The 17,792-nt window shown below is 71.9% G+C and carries 17 protein-coding genes; 10 read left to right on the top strand and 7 right to left on the bottom strand.

The genetic code is table 11. The features are described 5' to 3' along the window. Positions 1 to 74 precede the first annotated feature (74 nt). Together ABC304_RS06765 and ABC304_RS06760 are read left to right on the top strand one after the other, a co-directional pair. Positions 75 to 842 (top strand): YcnI family copper-binding membrane protein, encoded by a 768-nt coding sequence (locus ABC304_RS06765; RefSeq protein WP_412929715.1) that lies wholly within the window; start codon positions 75 to 77, stop codon positions 840 to 842. After that, positions 839 to 1,453 carry a copper resistance CopC family protein gene (locus ABC304_RS06760; RefSeq protein ID WP_412929714.1) on the top strand — a complete coding sequence of 205 codons (615 nt, stop codon included), beginning with the start codon at positions 839 to 841 and terminating at the stop codon, positions 1,451 to 1,453. Before ABC304_RS06765 ends, ABC304_RS06760 begins: the two co-directional genes overlap by 4 nt. Positions 1,454 to 1,636: 183 nt before the next feature. Here ABC304_RS06760 and ABC304_RS06755 read toward each other — a convergent pair whose 3' ends face one another. After that, positions 1,637 to 2,569: an NmrA family NAD(P)-binding protein gene (locus tag ABC304_RS06755; protein ID WP_412929713.1), complete on the bottom strand. Its 933-nt coding sequence runs from the start codon at positions 2,567 to 2,569 to the stop codon at positions 1,637 to 1,639. A gap of 82 nt (positions 2,570 to 2,651) precedes the next feature. Between ABC304_RS06755 and ABC304_RS06750 the strand changes: the two genes are divergently transcribed. The 4 genes from ABC304_RS06750 to ABC304_RS06735 all read left to right on the top strand — a co-directional run bounded on the left by ABC304_RS06750 (position 2,652) and on the right by ABC304_RS06735 (position 6,779). Beyond that, positions 2,652 to 3,380, top strand: coding sequence for a TetR/AcrR family transcriptional regulator (locus ABC304_RS06750; RefSeq protein WP_412929712.1), 729 nt, complete (start codon positions 2,652 to 2,654; stop codon positions 3,378 to 3,380). Positions 3,381 to 3,424: 44 nt separating this feature from the next. Further along, positions 3,425 to 4,774 carry an O-acetylhomoserine aminocarboxypropyltransferase/cysteine synthase family protein gene (locus tag ABC304_RS06745; RefSeq protein WP_412929711.1) on the top strand — a complete coding sequence of 450 codons (1,350 nt, stop codon included), beginning with the start codon at positions 3,425 to 3,427 and terminating at the stop codon, positions 4,772 to 4,774. Further along, complete coding sequence (locus ABC304_RS06740; RefSeq protein WP_412929710.1) at positions 4,771 to 6,093, top strand: LLM class flavin-dependent oxidoreductase; 1,323 nt, start codon at positions 4,771 to 4,773, stop codon at positions 6,091 to 6,093. The genes ABC304_RS06745 and ABC304_RS06740 overlap by 4 nt, the downstream gene beginning before the upstream one ends. A 104-nt stretch (positions 6,094 to 6,197) precedes the next feature. Further along, entirely contained in the window at positions 6,198 to 6,779 is a 582-nt protein-coding gene (locus ABC304_RS06735; protein WP_412929709.1) for a flavin reductase family protein, read from the top strand. 226 nt (positions 6,780 to 7,005) lie between these two features. On the opposite strand, the gene ABC304_RS06730 is transcribed toward ABC304_RS06735, so the two are convergent. The 5 genes from ABC304_RS06730 to ABC304_RS06710 all read right to left on the bottom strand — a co-directional run bounded on the left by ABC304_RS06730 (position 7,006) and on the right by ABC304_RS06710 (position 10,805). Beyond that, the gene (locus ABC304_RS06730) at positions 7,006 to 7,869 is read right to left on the bottom strand and encodes a siderophore-interacting protein (RefSeq protein WP_412929708.1); all 864 of its coding nucleotides are present in this window, start codon (positions 7,867 to 7,869) and stop codon (positions 7,006 to 7,008) included. A gap of 17 nt (positions 7,870 to 7,886) precedes the next feature. Then, positions 7,887 to 8,426: a YaeQ family protein gene (locus ABC304_RS06725; RefSeq protein ID WP_412929707.1), complete on the bottom strand. Its 540-nt coding sequence runs from the start codon at positions 8,424 to 8,426 to the stop codon at positions 7,887 to 7,889. Positions 8,427 to 8,487: 61 nt separating this feature from the next. Next, positions 8,488 to 8,688: a three-helix bundle dimerization domain-containing protein gene (locus tag ABC304_RS06720; RefSeq protein ID WP_412929706.1), complete on the bottom strand. Its 201-nt coding sequence runs from the start codon at positions 8,686 to 8,688 to the stop codon at positions 8,488 to 8,490. A gap of 66 nt (positions 8,689 to 8,754) precedes the next feature. Beyond that, on the bottom strand, positions 8,755 to 9,723 hold the full coding sequence (locus ABC304_RS06715; RefSeq protein WP_412929705.1) for a squalene cyclase: 969 nt from the start codon (positions 9,721 to 9,723) through the stop codon (positions 8,755 to 8,757). A 77-nt stretch (positions 9,724 to 9,800) separates the two neighbouring features. Next, positions 9,801 to 10,805, bottom strand: a complete 1,005-nt coding sequence (locus ABC304_RS06710; RefSeq protein ID WP_412929704.1) for a LacI family DNA-binding transcriptional regulator — start codon at positions 10,803 to 10,805, stop codon at positions 9,801 to 9,803. Between the two features lie 157 nt (positions 10,806 to 10,962). On the opposite strand from ABC304_RS06710, the gene ABC304_RS06705 reads away from it, so the two are divergent. The 4 genes from ABC304_RS06705 (at position 10,963) to ABC304_RS06690 (ending at position 16,701) form a co-directional block, all read left to right on the top strand. Further along, positions 10,963 to 12,258, top strand: a complete 1,296-nt coding sequence (locus ABC304_RS06705; protein ID WP_412932859.1) for an extracellular solute-binding protein — start codon at positions 10,963 to 10,965, stop codon at positions 12,256 to 12,258. A gap of 4 nt (positions 12,259 to 12,262) precedes the next feature. Next, the gene (locus ABC304_RS06700) at positions 12,263 to 13,312 is read left to right on the top strand and encodes a carbohydrate ABC transporter permease (RefSeq protein WP_412929703.1); all 1,050 of its coding nucleotides are present in this window, start codon (positions 12,263 to 12,265) and stop codon (positions 13,310 to 13,312) included. Next, positions 13,309 to 14,232, top strand: a complete 924-nt coding sequence (locus tag ABC304_RS06695) for a carbohydrate ABC transporter permease (protein ID WP_412929701.1) — start codon at positions 13,309 to 13,311, stop codon at positions 14,230 to 14,232. Before ABC304_RS06700 ends, ABC304_RS06695 begins: the two co-directional genes overlap by 4 nt. 90 nt (positions 14,233 to 14,322) lie before the next feature. Continuing rightward, a complete protein-coding gene (locus tag ABC304_RS06690; RefSeq protein ID WP_459564420.1) occupies positions 14,323 to 16,701 on the top strand; it encodes a beta-xylosidase/alpha-l-arabinosidase in 2,379 nt (792 codons plus the stop codon). Between the two features lie 55 nt (positions 16,702 to 16,756). On the opposite strand, the gene ABC304_RS06685 is transcribed toward ABC304_RS06690, so the two are convergent. Further along, on the bottom strand, positions 16,757 to 17,785 hold the full coding sequence (locus ABC304_RS06685; protein WP_412929700.1) for a LacI family DNA-binding transcriptional regulator: 1,029 nt from the start codon (positions 17,783 to 17,785) through the stop codon (positions 16,757 to 16,759). Positions 17,786 to 17,792: the final 7 nt, after the last annotated feature.

Genomic DNA, 17,792 nt, shown 5'->3' with positions numbered 1-17,792 from the left:
CCGCGACATCCATCTCTCCCCTTCCGCGCGCAGCGGCGCCGATCGCGCGCGCGTTCGCAGAAAGCAGCATCACCATGTCTTCACGCAACACTCTCCGTCGCGCCCTCACGGGTGCGGCCCTGGGCGTCGTCCTCGCCGTCGGCGTTCCGCTCGCAGCATCCGCCCACGTCACCGTCGACCCCGGCACGGCCGATCCCGGCAGCTACACGCAGGTGCAGTTCCGTGTGCCGAACGAGTCGGAGACGGCCGAGACCGTGCGTCTCGAGGTCACCCTGCCCTCCGACACACCGTTCACGAGCGTGCGGTACGAGCCCGTGCCCGGATGGACGGCGACCATCACCACATCGACCCTCCCGGAGCCGGTCGAGGTCGGCGGCAACACGATCACCGAAGCGCCGACGAGCATCGTCTGGCAGGCCGACCCCGGCGTCGGGATCGGTCAGGGACAGTTCGTGAACTTCCCCGTCTCGCTCGGGCCGGTGCCGGACGTCGGCTCGGTGCTCCTGCCGGCCGTCCAGACGTACGACGACGGGAAGGTCGCCGAATGGACCGCCACGCCCGACGAGGTCGCCGCCGACGACACGCTGGATCCCGCGCCGGTGCTCTACATCACCGATGCCCCGCCGGCCGATGAGCACGGTGCGCACAGCGCCGGTGCCGCCGGATCGTCGGGGTCGTCGGGGTCGTCGGACGAGATGACGATGACGACGGATGCCGCGGCCCCCGCCGACTCGTCGTCGGGCCTCGCCCTCGGGCTCAGCATCGCGGCGCTGGTGCTGGGTGCCGGCGGTGCGGTGCTCGGCGCGCTCGCGTTCGCCCGCCGGCCGAAGGCGCGCTCGTGAGAACCGGCCGCCTCGCCTCGGCACTCGTGATCGCGGGCGTCGTCGTCTTCGCGGGGGCACAGGCCGCCTCCGCGCACGACAGCCTGATCGCCGCGTCACCCGCTTCCGGCGACACGGTGACCGCGCTGTCGCAGGTGGAGCTCACGTTCAGTGAGAACCTCCTCGACCTCGGCGCGGGCAACATCGTCGAGATCACCGGGCCCGACGGCCGGTACTACGAGACGGACTGCGTGGCGCTGGCAGGTCCAACGCTGACCACTCCGGTGGCGCTCGGCCCGGCCGGCACCTACGAGGTCGTGTGGCGCGCGGTCTCCTCCGACGGCCATCCCGTCTCCGACACGTACTCGTTCGAGTACACGCCGGCCGCCGGCGCGGCCGTGTCGGCCGGGTCAGCGACGCCGGTCTGCGGCGGAGAGTCGGGCGACACGGCAGCCGGCGCCGCCGTGTCGGACGGCGCCGAGGCGAGCGCCGAACCGGATGCCGCGGCATCCGGTTCGTCCACGGGCTCCGCGGGCGACGACGGCATCGGCCTCGGCCTGCTGCTCGGCGGTGGCGCGGTGGTGCTGGTCGGGGCCGCGGTGATCCTCATCCTCCGCACCCGCACGCGCTGAACCCCGGCACCGGGTGCCCCTGCACCCGGTGCCGGTCCGACCGCCGGAGGCCCCGTGCAGTGGTGGCCGCGTGCACAACGCAGGCGATACCGCCCGTTTCGGCCGTCGATCGGCGGCGCATCCGGCGCGGCGGCACCTTCTGCCTGCGCTGTGCACGCTCGAACCGGCTGAGGGCCCCGGACGCTAGGCCGCGGCACCCCGACCCGCGGCCGCCGGCTGCGGCTCCGCACCCGTCGCCTCACCCGCCGGCTCCGCCTCCGACTCCGCGAGCGACGCGGCGAGCACATCGCGGAGTGACGTCGTCGGCCGCCCCAGCACCTCGGCGAGTGTCGGGTCGACGATGCCGAAGTGGCGCTGCCGCGCCGCCTGGAACAGTCCGAGCGACATGCGCGCCGCCATCTCCGGAGCACCGCCGCGTGTCAGCTCGGCGGCGTGGTCCTCATCGCCGACCACCGTGTGCCGGATCTCGCGGCCGAGGATCTCGGAGGCCGCGGCCGCCACCGCCGCCATGTCGAACGCCTCGCCCGCCGTCAGGTTGACGGCCGGAAGCTCGAAGGCCTCGTCGAGCAGGAGGGCGGCGATCCCGGGCCCGAGGTCGCGGTGGAAGGTCCACGACACCGGGGCGTCCCGGGGCGCGCGCAGCTCTCCGACGGGCGCCGCGGCCTGCACCATGCGCAGCGGCGTGTCGGCGTAGAAGCCGTTGCGGAGTGCGGTGAACGGCACCCCGCTGTCGCGCAGCATCACCTCGGTCGCAGCATGCGTGACAGCAGGAGGGAAGGGCGACAGTGCGTCGGCGCCGACGTGGCTCGTGTAGAAGACGCGGGACACCCCGGCCGTGCGGGCGGCATCGAGGGCGATGCGGTGCGCCTCGAGGGTCGCTGGCCCGATCCGCGGTGCGGAGACGATCAGCACCCGGTCGGCGTCGGCGAAGGCGTCGACGAGCGACGACGGATCGTCGTAGTCGCCGCGTCGCACGCGCACTCCCCGCTCGGCGAGCTCTGCGGCCGCCTCCGGCCGCGTGGTGCTGACGCCGATGGTTGAGGGGTCGGTGCGCTCGAGCAGCGAATCCACGACGGCGCGGCCGAGACGGCCGCCCGCTCCGGTGATGACGATCATGACATGCCTCCGTATCATTGCTAACAGATAGCTGTTAGCGGTGTGTTAGTGACGCTAACAGCTCTTTGATAGCGTGGTCAACATGGCAGACGACGACGCCCCCACGGGCGAACGCATCCTCCGCGCCGTCCTCGAGCTCCTCGACGAGGGCGGGGTCGATGCGGTCTCGACGCGAGCCGTGACCGCGCGCGCGGGCGTGCAGGCACCGGCCATCTACCGGCTGTTCGGCGACAAGGACGGGCTGCTCCTGGCCGCCTGCGAGCGGGCGTACGCGGACTGGGTGGGCGGCAAAGCCCGCCACCCGCTGCACGAGGACCCCGTCGAGGCGCTGCGCGACGGCTGGGACGACGCGGTCGACTTCGGCACCCGGCATCCTGCCGTCTACCGTTTCGCCGAGGGCCGATCCGCCCGACTGCCCTCACTGGCGGCCGGTCAGGTGATCCTCGGCGACAAGATGGAGCGGCTGGCGGCGGCGGGCCGCCTGCGGGTCAGCGTCGAGCAGGCCACCCTGCTGTTCCACGCCGCCGGGCGCGGTGTCATCCTCACCCTCATCGACGGCTCCCTCGACACCGTCGGACTCGCGCTCAGCGATCTGGCGCGCGAGGCCGCGATCGCGGCCATCCTGACCGACGCACCGCTCGCGGGCGACGCCACCGGCGCCGCCACGGCGGGAGCCCTCCGCGCCGCGCTGTCCGCAGACCCCGACCTGTCGGCGCACGCTGGACTCATCCCCGCGGAGGTGCAGCTCCTCGACGTCTGGCTGCAGCGCATCGCCGCTCCCCCGCAGCCCCCGCTGCGTGTCGGTTCATGACGCCGCGACGGGTCCCGCTCAGCCCGGGCGTCTAGCGTGTCGTCATGCCCTCGTCCGACGCTCCCGATCGCGCCCCCTCCGGCGGCCGCCTCGGCTTCGCCACCCGTCAACTCCACGCCGGTGACGAGCAGCACGGACCGCACGCGCCGCGCGCGACGCCGATCTACCTGACCGCCGGATTCGAGTTCGACGACTTCGACCAGGCGCACGGCCGGTTCGCCGGCACGGTGAGCGGATTCAGCTACACCCGCGTCGGCAACCCCACCAACGCCGCCGCCGAGCGCCGCATCGCCGACCTCGAGTCCGCGAAGGACGCGCTCCTCGTCGGCAGCGGTCAGGCCGCCGTCGCCACCACCGTCCTGGCGCTCGTCTCCGCCGGCGACCACATCGTGGCCGCATCCAGCCTCTACGAGGGCACGCGCGAGTTCCTGCGCGACGACCTCAGCCGGCTCGGCATCACGGTGGACTTCGTCTCCGACGCCCGCGATCTCGACGAATGGGATGCCGCGTTCCGCCCCGAGACGCGTCTGGTGCTGGCCGAGTCCATCCCGAACCCCAAGAACGATGTGCTCGACATCGCGGCCATCGCCGCGATCGCGCACCGCCACGGGGTTCCGCTGGCGATCGACAACACGCTCGCCACCCCGTACCTCGTGCGCCCGATCGAGCACGGCGCCGACATCATCGTGCACTCCGCGAGCAAGTTCCTCGCCGGCCACGGCTCGGTGCTCGGCGGCTTCGTCGTGGACGCCGGCACCTTCGCGTGGGGCGATTACCCCGACAAGTACCCGCAGCTCGTCGTCGAGCGGGGTCCCGACGGACGCACGCACCTCGAGCGAGCCGGCGCCGCCGCGTTCACCGAGTTCGCCCGCCGTGTCGCCATGCGCTACGGCCCGTCGCCCTCGCCGCTCAACGCGTTCCTCATCCTGCAGGGCATCGAGACGCTGTCGCTGCGGGTGAAGCACCAGTCCGCCGCCGCCCTCCAGGTCGCCGAGTGGCTGGAGAAGCAGCCCGGCGTCGTCTCCGTGGACTACAGCGGACTGGCCTCGAGCTCCTATCACGAGCTCGCCGAGCAGTACCTCCCCGACGGCCAGGGCTCGGTCTTCGCCGTCACCATCCACGGCGGCCTCGAGGCTGCCCGGGTGTTCCAGAACTCGCTGCAGCTGTTCACGCGCATGACCCACCTCGGCGATGTGCGCTCGCTCGTCCTTCACCCCGCCACCACGACCCACGTCGGCAGCACCGACGAGCAGCGCGCGGCGCGCGGCATCGAGCCCGGCCTCCTCCGGCTCTCGATCGGGCTCGAGGACGTCGAGGACCTCATCGGCGACCTCTCGCAGGCGCTGGAGGCCGCAGCATCCGCTCGCCTCCTCACCGAAGCGGGGCTCGCGTGAGCAAGCCGCAGCACTTCGGGTGGTTCCTCTCGCGCGGCTTCGGACCGCACGGGTGGGCGCGGCCGTACTGGGAGTGGAACCACGCCTGGAAGGAACCCGGGCTCTACCAGCAGTCCGCCCGCGAGCTCGAGCAGGCCGGCTTCGACTTCGTGCTCATCGAGGACGCCCTCTCCGTCGGCATCAGCCCCGCCACCCTCGACCTGCGCGTGCGCAAGGCCTACGGCGGACCCAAGCACGACCCGTGGATGCTGGCTCCCTACCTCTTCGCCGCGACCGACCATCTGGGCGTCATCCCGACCGCCAATCCTGCCGGCTGGCACCCCTACACGGCGGCCCGGCAGTTCGCCTCCCTGCACCACCTCAGCCGCGGGCGCGTCGGGATCAACGTCGTGACGGACGTCGGCTCCGCACACCACTTCGGACAGGACCGCCTCCCCCACGACGCGGCCTACGACCGTGCACAGGAATGGCTCGACGCCCTGCGCCTCCTCTGGCGCAGCTGGGACGACAACGCCCTGATCCTCGACGCGGAATCGCAGATCTACGCCGACGGCACGAAGATCCGCGCGGTCAAGCACCGCGGGGAGTACTACTCCTTCGACGGTCCGCTGAACGCGGAGCCGCTATCGACCGAACCGGTGATCGCATCCCCGGGCGGGTCCGGCCGCGGGCTGAGCTTCGCCGGGCGCAACTCCGAGATCCAGCTCGCGCTGTCGAACCTCGACGTCGACGCGATCCGCGCCTACCGCGCGAAGGTGCACGCGGCCGCCCGCGCTGAGGGCCGCGACCCCGGGGCGATCAAGACGATGTTCGTGTTCAAGCCCATCGTCGCGGCATCCGTCGAGGAAGCCGACCGCATCGTCGCCGCCTCGGCGCATCCCGACGACGCGGCGCTGCTCGCCGTCGCGGAGGCGTGGTCGAGCGACCTCGAGACCGACCTCACCGCTCTCGACCTCGACCGTCCGCTCGACCCGGGCATCTTCGGCGAGCACGTGTCGCAGGGCACGATCAAGGGTCTGCGGGGGCGCTTCGACTCGTTCTCCGACGTGCCGTTCCGCGAGATCCTCGCCGGCAAGGCGCGACTGGGCCGTATCGGCGACGGCATCAGCGGCACCGTGGGCACGGCCGACGAGCTGGCCGACCTGATCCAGGCGCTCGGGGACGACGCCGACAACGACGGGCTGATCTTCTCGGGCGACCTGCATCCCGTGACGCTGCATCGAGCGCTGGACGAGCTCGTGCCGATCCTGCGTCGCCGCGGCATCCTCCGGGACGACTTCACCGGCGAGGGTCTCCACGCCAACCTGGCGTCGTTCTGAACCGGAATGCCACCGAGCCGACCGACGTTGACACAAGACGCAACAGGACGACGCGAGCCGACACATTCGCGGCCCGTCCTGCGGGAGAGGATTAGCGTCGAGACATGACCGCATCGCGCAGTGCCCGTATCGAGGCCGAGGACTCCGGCCCCCACCGGGCGCACACCCTGGGCGCCACCGTCTCGGCCGACGAGTTCAAGGCCGTCTTCCGGGGCCACCCCGGTGGCATCGCGGTCATCACCGCGCAGGGCCCCGACGGACCCGTCGCCCTCACCGCATCGTCGGTCTCGTCCGTGAGCGTCGACCCGCCGCTGCTGATCTTCTCGACCTCGGTGCTCTCGTCCGCCACGCCGGCCATCGCCGCCGCGGAGACGATCGTCGTGCACCTGCTCGACGCCGACGACCTCGACCTCGCCCGTCTGGGCGCGACGAGCGGCGTCGACCGCTTCGCCGACACCGACGCGTGGACGCGCCTGTCGACCGGGGAGCCGGTCTACCGGGGCGTGCGCGCCTGGGTGCGTTGTGCGGTCGTCAGCAGAATGGATGCCGGCAGCTCGGTCGTCATCGCCGCTCAGGCCCTCCAGGCCCACATCGAGCGCGACACGCCGCCGGCCGAGGCCGGCAACGGGCTGGTCTACCACAACCGCGTCTGGCACCGTCTGGGCGAGCACTCCCGCGTCGACTGACGCGGTCGGGCTGAGGCCGGCTCGACCGGTCGAGCTCGGGCTTCCGTCGTGGCTGTATCTCGCGCGAGCTTCGGAGTTTCGCGCGAACTTCGGACGATCCGGCAGATTTCCTCCGAAGTACGCGACGTCCTCCGAAGTACGCGAGGGCCTCTCGCGACGTGCCGTCCTCCGAAGTACGCGAGGGCTTCAGGCGGCGTGACGCGACGCCGGGCGGGGGGCGACGCGGTCAGGCCGGGTCGTCGAAGAGCTGCCCGATCGGCTCGCGCTTCTCCGACTGGAAGCGGTCCTCGGCGCGGCCGCGCGCCCAGTACGCCGACAGCGACATCTCGGTGCGCGACAGACCCCACACGCGCTGCAGGTGGGCGCCGAGCGCCTTGACCTGTCCGCGCTCGCCGTGCACGAACACCTCGACCGGCGCAGCGGACGGCGTCAGGCCGGAGACCGCCGTCACCACGTCGGACTCGCCGCGGTGCACCCAGCGCACCTCGACGCCGGTCGGTGCGCGCAGCGCCACCTCGTCGTCGGCTCCGTCCACCTCGATGAGCACGAGGCCCACGGCGTCCGCCGGGGCCGCCTCGAGTGCGGCGGCGATGGCCGGGACGGCCGACTCGTCACCCGCGTAGAGGCGATGGACCGCGGCATCCTGTGACGGGACGAACTTGCCGCCCGGGCCGCTCAGACAGAGCAGGTCACCCGGCTTCGCGGAAGCCGCCCAGGGGCCGGCGACGCCGTCGTCGCCGTGCACCACGAAGTCGATCGCGATGGTGCGGCCCTCGAGGTCGACGTCGCGGACGGTGTAGGTGCGCCGCGAGGGGAGGTCCTCCGGGGGCAGCGTCTCGCGCAGGGCGTCGAGGTCGTAGGGCGGCTGCAGGCCGAGCTCCGGCTTCGCGAAGAGGAGCTTGACGTACTTGTCGGTGGCGGCGAGGCGCTCCGGGTCGGCTTGAGTCAGGAACTGCTCCACGCCCGCGCCTCCTAGGCGCACGCGCGTCAGCGATGCGGAGAGCCGCTCGGTCGCGACGACCTCGAGCACGAGGGGCGTGCGGGGCTTGCGCGGGCGATCCATCGAAGAGGGAGTCGAGGTGAGGGTCATGGGTGCTCCTGGGCGGTTCAGCCGGCGCGCAGCTCGTGGATGGGCGTGGACAGGTTCGTTCCGTTCAGCTCGAGGTACACGGTGCCCTCGGTGACCGAGACGGACAGGGTGTTGCGGCGCTCGAGGGCAGCGGCGGCCGCGTCGACGAAGCCGGGCTCGAAGCTGCGCAGCGGGATGTCCTCGGCGCGATGGATGCGCTTGCCGTCCCACGTCGCGGCCACCTTCGCCGGATCCCGGTGGGTGTAGACGACGGTGCGGTCGGCGAGCTTGCTGCCGGTGTGCAGTCGCGAGGCATCCGGAGAGCCGACCTCGATCCACGACGTCACGCGCCCGGTCAGGTCGCGCACGAGCACCGCGGGCTCGTCGGTGGCGGCGACCCCTTCGCTGAAGGAGATGCCCTCGGCGTACTCGAGGCAGTAGGCCAGAACGCGCGTCATCATGAAGGCGTCGGTCTCGGACGGATGCCGCGCCACGCGCAGCGTCAGATCCTCGTACACGCCGCGATCGACGTCGGCCAGCTGCACCGCGAAGGTGTGGATCGTCGCACCGATGGCCATGTGATCGAGGCTACCCGCGCCGGCGACCGCCACCGCGCGGAGCGGGCGGACCGCCGGGTGCTCAGAGCGCCTTGAGCCGTTTCTTGGCCTGCTTCTCGACGAGCACCGCCACGAAGTCCCGCACGTGCGCGTCGTGCAGCTCGTCGAAGGAGTCCTCGACGACGGAGCGCACCGTCTCCTCCGGAACATCCGGGAACCGCGAGCGCAGACGCTCCGCGATCTCCTCGATGCTGACGGTCTCCTCGGGGGTGCGGTGGGGCATGGCATGTCTCCGTGGGGGCGAGGGGGATTTCCACGCTACTCCTGCATGCAGCCGAATACTGTCCCCTCAGCTCGCGGCGTCCCACCAGTCGAGCACCCGCGTGCCGATGAGGGTGAGCCAGGGCGAGCGCTCCCCTTCGGCCACATCGACGTCGAACCACGTGCGGCCGGGGAGCCGTCCCGCCTGCAGCCAGGTGCCGTCGCTCTGCCGCGCCGCGCGGATGATCTCGATCGCATCGGCGAGTCGCTCGTCGGGCGGCGTGCCCTCGAGATCGGAGGCGTCGCGGAAGTGGTCGAGCGCGGCCAGGGCGCTGTAGCGATGGCGACCCGGGTAGAGGAACTGGTCGACGAATTCCCCCACGCGCTCGCCCGTCGACGCGCGGTAGAGCAGCCTCCGCGACAGCAGGTACTCCTCTCCTCCGTGGCGCGCGTCACGGAGTGACGTGTCGCCGGTGATGCGTTCGTAGGCGATCATGCCGCGTACCGCGTTGAGCGTGGAATGGAACGACGACCGGGTCGACTCCCCCTCCTCCGCCTCGCAGTTCCAGCCGCCGTCGGCGAGGCGGTGCGCGGGGAACCAGGCCACGAGGCGCGAGACGTCGGCGCCCAGCCAGGCGCCGGTCGCGAGCGTGAACGCGTTGATGCACACGTCGACCTCGCCGCCCCAGTAGGGGAGATCGTCGTACTCCCAGCGGCTGTTGCGATCGAGTTTCTCCACCGTGTCGGCGAGCACAGACGCGTCGACGCCCCACTCGCGCAGGTCTTTCAGACTCCAGGTCGTGGCGACCCAGGGCTGCCCTGGCTCCTCCGCGTCGGAGCTGTCGAAGTAGCCGGCGGGGAAGTACGCGCCGCCGGCCCACTGGCCGTCGTCGTCCTGGTGCGAGAGCAGCTCCGCCCCGAAGCCCTCCGTCGCCACGCGCGATCGGGTCTCCTCCCACACCTCGCGCGGCGCGTGCAGGAGGTCGCGCTGCACCTGCCAGCGCAGCGCGGGATCGGTGTCGAGGAGCCAGTCGAGCGTCTTCGGGTCGAGGGACATGGCGGCACGCTACTCCCGCCCGCAGACACCCGCGACCAGCCGACGGACACCCGCGATCCACGTGGCAGCACCCGCGATCAGGCCGCCGGCACCGCCGCCGTCGTCGCCCGGGGCACGAGCCGCGTGGGGAGCAGGATGCTGGTCTGCGTCGGCGTCTCGCCCGCCATCAGCGCCATGGCCAGTTCAGCGGCGATCCGGCCCAGGCGGTGCATGGGCTGGCGGACCGTGGTGAGGGCGGGCAGCCGGCGCGACGCCTCGGGGATGTCGTCGAAGCCGACGACCGACAGGTCGTCGGGCACCCGCAGGCCCATCTCGGCGGCGACGCCGAGCACCGCGAGGGCCGAGAGGTCGTTCGCGGCGAACACCGCGGTCGGTCGCGCTCCTCCGAGAAGGGTGCGCGCAGCATCCCCCGCCGCCTCCGGCTCGTACCGGCCGACCTCCACCAGCCGCGGGTCGAAGTCGATGCCGGCATCGGTGAGGGCCTGCCGGTAGCCGGCCTCGCGGAGCTTCGCCGAGCGCAGGTCGGGACGGCCGGCGAGGAAGCCGATGCGGCGGTGGCCGAGCTCGACGAGGTAGCGGGTCGCCTCGACCGCTCCCCCGAAGCTGTCGGACTCGACGGTGGGGAGATCCCCGTGGCCGGTGTGCGGGTCGACCGCCACGATCGGGATCTCGGCGCTCGGGGCGATGACGGTCGGGGTGACCATGATCGCGGCGTCGATGAGGGTGCCCGAGAGCCGCTGCAGCGAACGCTTCTCCCACCCGGCGGAGGCGTGGTGGCGCACCCCCGCGTAGGCGAGCACATCGTAGGGTGAGCCGGCGAGACCGGCGCTGACGCCCTTGAGGATCTCGGCCGTGAACGGCTCGAAATCCGGCACGAGGACGCCGATCACGCCGGTCTGGCGGGCCCGCATGCTGCTCGCGACGAGGCTCGACGCGTAGCCGAGGCGCTCGACCTCGGCGAGCACGCGCTGCGCCGTGCCCTCGGCCACGCCGTACCGGCCGTTGACGGCCTTGGACACGGTGGCGACGCTCACCCCTGCTGCCGCCGCGACGTCGTGGATGGTGGCGCGGCGGGTGGGCATGAGGCCGAATCTAGTGGAAGAAAATGATTTCGAAAACGTTTGACGAATCCCGTCCGCGGTTGCGACGATCCTCGGACCGGTCGCCGGACAGCTTCGCGGCACCGACCAGCGTCGTCACCCATCGGCGCCACTCAACGAGGAGAACATGGTGAATCACATGAACAGCAGAAGGATGCTGGTCGCATCGGCCGCACTCGTCGCGGGAGCACTCGCTCTCAGCGGCTGCGGCGCGGGCGGCGACAGCGGCGGGGGCAGCGACGGCGGCGACGTCACGATGAGCCTCTGGCACAACTCGACGACCGGCCCCGGCAAGGAGTTCTGGGAGACGACGGTCGCCGACTTCGAGGCGGCCAACCCCGGCGTCACGATCGAGATCCAGTCGGTGCAGAACGAGGACCTGGACGGCAAGCTCCAGACCGCGCTGAACGCCGGCGACGCGCCCGACCTGTTCCTGCAGCGCGGCGGCGGCAAGATGGCCGCCATGGTGAAGGCCGGTCAGCTCAAGGACCTGACCGACGCCATCAGTGGTCCGGCCAAGGACGAGATCCCGCAGGCGGCATACTCGGCCAACACCCTGGACGGCAAGGTGTACGCCCTCCCCGTCGCCGTCCTGCCCGGCGGTCTCTTCTACAGCCAGGACCTCTTCACCCAGGCCGGCATCACCGAGACGCCCACCACCATGGAGGAGTTCGACGACACGGTCTCCAAGCTGAAGGCCGCCGGGATCGCCCCCGTGGCCCTCGGCGCGAAGGACGCCTGGCCGGCAGCGCACTGGTACTACTGGTTCGCGCTGCGCGAGTGCAGCGCCGACACGCTGGCCCAGGCCGCCGACCAGAAGAACTTCGACGACGAGTGCTGGGTCGCCGCCGGCGAGGACCTCGAGAAATTCGCCGCGACACAGCCGTTCAACGAGGGCTTCCTCACCACCTCCGCCCAGCAGGGCGCGGGAAGCTCCGCCGGCCTCGTGGCCAACCGCCAGGCGTCGATGGAGCTCATGGGCGCCTGGGACCCGGGCGTGATCAGCTCGCTCACCCCCGACGCCAAGCCCCTCCCCGACCTCGGCTGGTTCCCCTTCCCGGAGATCTCCGGCGGCAATGGTGAGCCCGGCTCGATGATGGGCGGCGTGGACGGATACTCCTGCTCCGTGGACGCCCCCGACGCATGCGTCGACTTCCTGAACTACCTCGGCACCTCCGACGTGCAGACGAACTACTACAAGGCCTTCAACGCGCCGCCGGTGAACACCGTCGCGCAGAAGGCGGTCACCGAGCCCTACCTGCAGGACATCCTGGAGGCGTACAACGCCGCGCCCTACGCGTCGCAGTGGCTCGACACCGTCTACGGCCAGAACGTCGGCAACGCGATGAACGTCGCCGTGGTGGACCTGCTCGCGGGCAAGGGCTCGCCGCAGGACCTCGTCGAGGCCGTCAAGAGCGCCGCAGCGAAGGCGTGAGGTCATGCACTCACGCGTGAGCGCCGCCGAGCGCGGCAGCACACCGGGAGTGCTCGCGCAGGCCGGCGGGGACGACGTCATCTCGTCCCCGCCGGCCTCGCCGCCGGCATCCCCCCGCCGCAGGCGCGGCACCAGCTGGTCCACGCGGCTGGAGATCCTGCTGCTGGTCGGGCCCGCCCTGGTCATGTTCCTGGGCTTCGTGATCTTCCCGGTCGCGATGGCCGCGTACTACGGCTTCTTCAGCTGGCAGGGCTACGGCGCCCCGACGGACTTCGTCGGCTTCCGCAACTACCTGACGATCATCCAGGACCCGCTCTTCCTCGAGGCGCTGGGTCACAACGGCTTCATCGTCGTGCTGTCGCTCGTGCTGCAGGGGCCGGCGGCGATCCTCATCGCCCTGCTGCTGAACCGGCGCATGCGGGGGCAGTCGCTCATCCGCGTGCTGATCTTCGTGCCCTACGTCATCGCCGAGGTCGTCGTCGGCACCGGCTGGAGCCTGATGCTCCAGACGACCGGCGCCCTCAACGGGCTCCTCGAGAAGATCGGCCTCGGCGCGTTCACGGCCGACTGGCTGTCGGACCCGAGCATCGCCATCTGGACCCTCATGGGCATCATCACGTGGAAGTACATCGGCTTCGCGGTGATCCTCTTCCTCGCCGGTCTTCAGGGCATCCCCGAGGAGCTCTCGGAGGCGGCCGCCATCGACGGCGCCTCGTTCTGGCAGATCCAGTGGCGCATCACGCTGCCGCTGATGGGCCCGACGCTGCGCATCTGGGCGTTCCTGTCGATCATCGGATCGCTGCAGCTGTTCGACCTCGTCTACATCATCTGGGGGCAGTACATCGCCTCCACCGCCGGCACCTCGACCATGGCGACGTACATGGTCTCCGAGGGCCGCAACGCGGGCAACTTCGGCTACGGCAACGCGGTCGCCGTCGTGATCTTCGTGATCTCCCTCGTCGTCGCCCTCATCTATCAGCGCTTCGTGCTGCGTCGGGACACCGACGGCGCCCTCACCGGCGACAGCGGCAGGAAGAGGAAGGAACGCCGATGACCGCCGCTCCCGCACCCCTGACCGAGCGCCCCGCCGCCCGGACCGCGACCCGCCCCACGGGCGACGCACCGGCCCGCCGGCGGCGCCCCCGCACGAGCGGCGCCCTCCCCACCGGCAGCCCCGGCGTCTACCTCGTCGCCGTCGTGGTCATCGCCGTGATGCTCGTGCCCATCGGGTACATCATCATCGGCGGCTTCCGCACGAACGCCCAGATCACGGTCGACCCGTCGGGATTCCCGAGTCCGTGGGACGCCGGCAACTACATCGACGTCCTCACCGGCGGCATCTTCTGGCGCCAGGTGGGCAACTCGCTCGTCGCCGCGGTGGCCACGACCGCCGGTGCCGTCGGCCTCGGTCTCATGGCCAGCTACGTGCTCGCCCGCTACCGGTTCGCCGGCCGCGGCGTGCTGTACGCGCTGTTCGCCGCGGGGCTGATGTTCCCGCTCACGGTCGCGATCACCCCGCTGTACATCGTGGTGCGCAACCTGGGTCTGATGAACTCCCTCGGCGGGGTGATCCTGCCCCAGATCGCCTTCGCCCTGCCGACGACGATCATCATCCTGGTGCCGTTCCTCCGTGCCATCCCGGACGAGATCCAGGAGGCCGCGTTCATCGACGGGTGCAGCCGTATCGGCTTCTTCTGGCGCATGGTGCTGCCGCTGTCGCTGCCGGGCGTCATCACCACCGGCATCCTGGCGTTCATCGGCAGCTGGAACAGCTACCTGCTGCCCCTGTTCATCCTGAACAACGAGGCCGCCTTCACCCTGCCCCTCGGGGTGCAGTCCTTCGCATCGCAGTACTCGGTCGACACAGCCAAGGTGCTGGCCTTCACGTCGCTGTCGATGCTGCCGGCGCTGGTGTTCTTCAGCCTCTTCGAGCGCCGCATCGTCGGCGGTCTCACCGGAGCCGTGAAGGGCTGACGCCCCCGCGAGGTGTCCGGCCGCCGACCGCGGCCGGACACCGTCTCGCACGTCCGTCGGACGTGCCCGCAGATAGAGAAAGAGAACGACGTGGCCCTGCCTGAAGCATCCCCGGTGTCGCCCCGCGTGCGCGACCTGCTCGCCCGCATGACGAACGAGGAGAAGGTGGCCCAGCTGGTCGGCTACTGGGTCGACCAGGGCGACGAGGTCGTCGCGCCGATGGCCGGCGAGATGCGCACCTCCACCCGCTACGCGGAGGCGACCGCCCACGGCCTCGGACACCTCACCCGCGTGTACGGCACTCGCCCCGTCGACCCCGTGGAGCGCGCGCAGTGGCTGCACGGCGAGCAGCGCCGGCTCACCACCGAGACCCGCCTCGGCATCCCGGCGATCGTGCACGAGGAGTGCCTCACCGGACTCGCGGCGTGGAAGGCCGCGACCTTCCCGACTCCGCTGGCCTGGGGCGCCTCGTTCGACGAGGCCCTCGTCGAGGAGATGGCCGCCGCGATCGGCGGCTCGATGCGCGAGCTCGGCATCCACCAGGGCCTCGCCCCCGTGCTGGACGTCATCCGCGATCCACGCTGGGGCCGCGTCGACGAGTGCATCTCGGAAGACCCCTACGTCGTCGGGATGCTGGGCTCGGCCTACGTCCGCGGGCTGCAGGGCGCCGGGGTGCACGCCACCCTCAAGCACTTCGTCGGCTATTCCGCCTCGCGCTCCGGCCGCAACCACGCCCCCGTCTCCGCCGGCGTCCGCGAGCTCGCCGACGTGCTGCTGCCGCCGTTCGAGATGGCGGTCCGCGACGCGGGCGTGCGCAGCGTCATGAACTCCTACGCCGAGATCGACGGCATGCCCGTCGCGGCGACCCCCGACTACCTTCAGACCCTGCTGCGCGAGGTCTGGGGCTTCGACGGCGTGGTGGTCTCGGACTACTTCGCCGTCGCCTTCCTGATGACGATGCACCGTGTCGCCGAAGACCGCGCCCTCGCAGCCTCGCTCGCCATCGCGGCCGGCATCGACGTCGAGCTCCCCGGCGCCGACGCGTACCCGGAGCTCGTCGCGCTCGCCGCCGCAGGAGGGACGGATGCTGCGCTCGTCGACCGCGCCGTCGCCCGCGTGCTGACGCAGAAGGAGGACCTCGGCCTCCTCGACGCCGTGTTCGAGGCGGCGCCCGAGACGATCGACCTGGACACCCCCGAGCACCGCCGCATCGCGCGCGAGCTCGCCGAGGAGTCGCTCGTGCTGATCAGCAACGACGGCGTCCTCCCCCTCGCCGTCGACACGACCGCCCGCGTGGCCGTCCTCGGCCCGAACGCCGACAGCGCCGAGGCACTCATGGGCTGCTACTCGTTCGTCAACCACGTGCTGGCCCACCATCCCGGCACGCCCGCGGGCATCGAGCTGCCGACGGTGCTCGACGGCCTGCGCGCGAACCTACCGCACGCCCGCATCACGCACGCCGCCGGGTGCGACGCCGAGGGACCGGACCGCAGCGGCATCGCAGAGGCTGTCGCCCTCGCCGCCGACGCAGACGTCGCGATCGTCGTGGTCGGCGACCGTGCCGGGCTCTTCGGGCGCGGCACCGTGGGCGAGGGCAACGACGTCGAGTCGCTCGAGCTCCCCGGCGTGCAGCGCGAGCTCGTCGAGGCGGTCGCGGCGACCGGCACGCCGGTCGTGCTCGTGCTGCTGACCGGCCGCCCCTACGCGATCGAGTGGGCGCTGCCCGCGCGCGCGATTGACCCGGGCACGAGGGCCGGGCTCGGCATCCCCGATGCTCCCTCCGACGCGGATGCCGCACCGGCCCGCGCGGGTGCCGCAGCCGCCGTGCTCCAGGCGTTCTTCCCCGGCGAGGAGGGCGGCATCGCCATCGCCCGCGTGCTGAGCGGCGCCGTCGTCCCGTCCGGACGCCTCCCCGTCTCGCTCCCCCGCTCCGCGGGCGCGCAGCCCTACTCCTACCTGCACCCCGTGCTCGGCGGACGCACCGACATCACGAGCGCCGACTCCACCCCCGCGCTACCCTTCGGCCACGGCCTGTCGTACACGACGTTCGCCCACGAGGAGCTCCTCGTCGACGGGAAGGTCGCCGCGGGGTCGTCGTTCACGGCGCGGGTGCGGGTGCGCAACACCGGCGAGCGCGCGGGCACCGACGTGGTCCAGCTCTACGGGCGCGACCTGTACGCGAGCGTCACGCGCCCGGTCGCGCAGCTGCTCGCCTTCGCGCGCGTGACTCTCGAGCCCGGCGAGGAGACCCTCGTGCGCTTCGAGGTGCCGACCCAGCGCCTGGCGTTCACCGGGGTGCACGGCCGTCGGATCGTCGAGCCCGGTGCGGTCGAGCTGTGGGTCGGTCCGTCCTGCGCCGAGCGCGACGCCGAGGCCGTCCTCGACATCACCGGCGCCGAGCACCCTGTCGCCGCGGAGGACCCGCGGGTCGCGCGCGCTGTGATCGAGGCGTCCGCGCGCGTGGAGTGACGTGCCGTGGGGTGACCGTGCCCCGTCGGTCGGCGGCTGGCCGAGCCGAGGCGCGTCACGCGCGCGGACGCGTCGCGCCGCCCTTTCTGGCCGGTGGCGCCGTCGATCCGCCGACGACGAGCGTGGTGGCCAGCTCCACCCGCCTCGGCGAAGTCGCGCCCTCGTCGTCGGGTCGCAGCACGGCGCGAGCAGCCGTCTCCGCGATCTCGCGGAGCGGCAGTCTCACCGTAGTCAACCGCGGTACGGACAGCGCAGCGGTTGTGAGCCCCCCGAAGCCGACGACCGACAGCCCGGCTGGGACGGTCAGGCGGAGCTCGCGAGCGGCCCGGATCACCCCCACGGCCTGCGCATCGCTGCCCGCCACGATCGCCGACGGCGGCGACGCTCCGCTGAGCATCTCGCGGGCGGACGTCTCCGCTCCCTCGGCGTCGGACGACGCGAAGCGTGCCAAGCCACTCGCAACCTCGAGGTCGGCCGCCGCCAGCGCGGCCCGGTAGCCGTCCATCCGCGCGACCGCCGACATGTCGCTCGACGGTCCCATGATCGCGGCGATGCGACGGTGGCCCAGGTCTATGAGGTGGCGGGTCGCGGTCAGGCCGCCGGTCCAGTGAGCCGCCCCCACTGCCGCCAGGCCGTGCTCGGGGTCCCCGGCCGGGTCCACGAGCACGACGGGCACGCCCGCGCGGTCCAGAATCTCCTGGGCGCCCGGCGGCAGGCCGGAGGCGAGAACGATGACACCCGCCGGTCGGCGGCGGACTGCAGCATCCGTCCACGCCGGCGCCGCAGACCGCACATCACCCGACATCGCCAGCGACACGGCCATGCCCTCAGCTGTGGCGACGGTCAGGATCCCGTCGACGATCTCGAGCATCTCTTCGCCGTGAAGGCGCGGCAGCACCACCTCGATGTATTCGCGGCGCCCCGCGCCGCCGCGACGGCGATACCCTCGCAGGCGCAGCTGCTCCTCGATCGCCCCGCGCGTGGCCGACGAGACGTCAGATCCGCCGTTCAGCACCTTGGAGACGGTCGTCAGGGAGACGCCCGTCTCGGCGGCGATCTCCCGGAGTGTCACGCGGACCGTCACGTGAGGC

It is taken from the genome of Microbacterium jepli (assembly GCF_047237905.1).
Lineage (GTDB): Bacteria > Actinomycetota > Actinomycetes > Actinomycetales > Microbacteriaceae > Microbacterium.
Note: the sequence above shows the minus strand (reverse complement) of the source record. Positions and strands in the feature narration are given on the sequence as shown.

Excerpts from the sequence above, each read along its gene's own strand:
- ABC304_RS06765 (WP_412929715.1), top strand. The coding sequence starts at position 75 with ATGTCTTCACGCAACACTCTCCGTCGCGCCCTCACGGGTGCGGCCCTG.
- ABC304_RS06755 (WP_412929713.1), bottom strand. The coding sequence starts at position 2,569 with ATGATCGTCATCACCGGAGCGGGCGGCCGTCTCGGCCGCGCCGTCGTG.
- ABC304_RS06750 (WP_412929712.1), top strand. The coding sequence starts at position 2,652 with ATGGCAGACGACGACGCCCCCACGGGCGAACGCATCCTCCGCGCCGTC.
- ABC304_RS06745 (WP_412929711.1), top strand. The coding sequence starts at position 3,425 with ATGCCCTCGTCCGACGCTCCCGATCGCGCCCCCTCCGGCGGCCGCCTC.
- ABC304_RS06735 (WP_412929709.1), top strand. The coding sequence starts at position 6,198 with ATGACCGCATCGCGCAGTGCCCGTATCGAGGCCGAGGACTCCGGCCCC.
- ABC304_RS06730 (WP_412929708.1), bottom strand. The coding sequence starts at position 7,869 with ATGACCCTCACCTCGACTCCCTCTTCGATGGATCGCCCGCGCAAGCCC.
- ABC304_RS06725 (WP_412929707.1), bottom strand. The coding sequence starts at position 8,426 with ATGGCCATCGGTGCGACGATCCACACCTTCGCGGTGCAGCTGGCCGAC.
- ABC304_RS06720 (WP_412929706.1), bottom strand. The coding sequence starts at position 8,688 with ATGCCCCACCGCACCCCCGAGGAGACCGTCAGCATCGAGGAGATCGCG.
- ABC304_RS06715 (WP_412929705.1), bottom strand. The coding sequence starts at position 9,723 with ATGTCCCTCGACCCGAAGACGCTCGACTGGCTCCTCGACACCGATCCC.
- ABC304_RS06710 (WP_412929704.1), bottom strand. The coding sequence starts at position 10,805 with ATGCCCACCCGCCGCGCCACCATCCACGACGTCGCGGCGGCAGCAGGG.
- ABC304_RS06705 (WP_412932859.1), top strand. The coding sequence starts at position 10,963 with ATGAACAGCAGAAGGATGCTGGTCGCATCGGCCGCACTCGTCGCGGGA.
- ABC304_RS06700 (WP_412929703.1), top strand. The coding sequence starts at position 12,263 with ATGCACTCACGCGTGAGCGCCGCCGAGCGCGGCAGCACACCGGGAGTG.
- ABC304_RS06695 (WP_412929701.1), top strand. The coding sequence starts at position 13,309 with ATGACCGCCGCTCCCGCACCCCTGACCGAGCGCCCCGCCGCCCGGACC.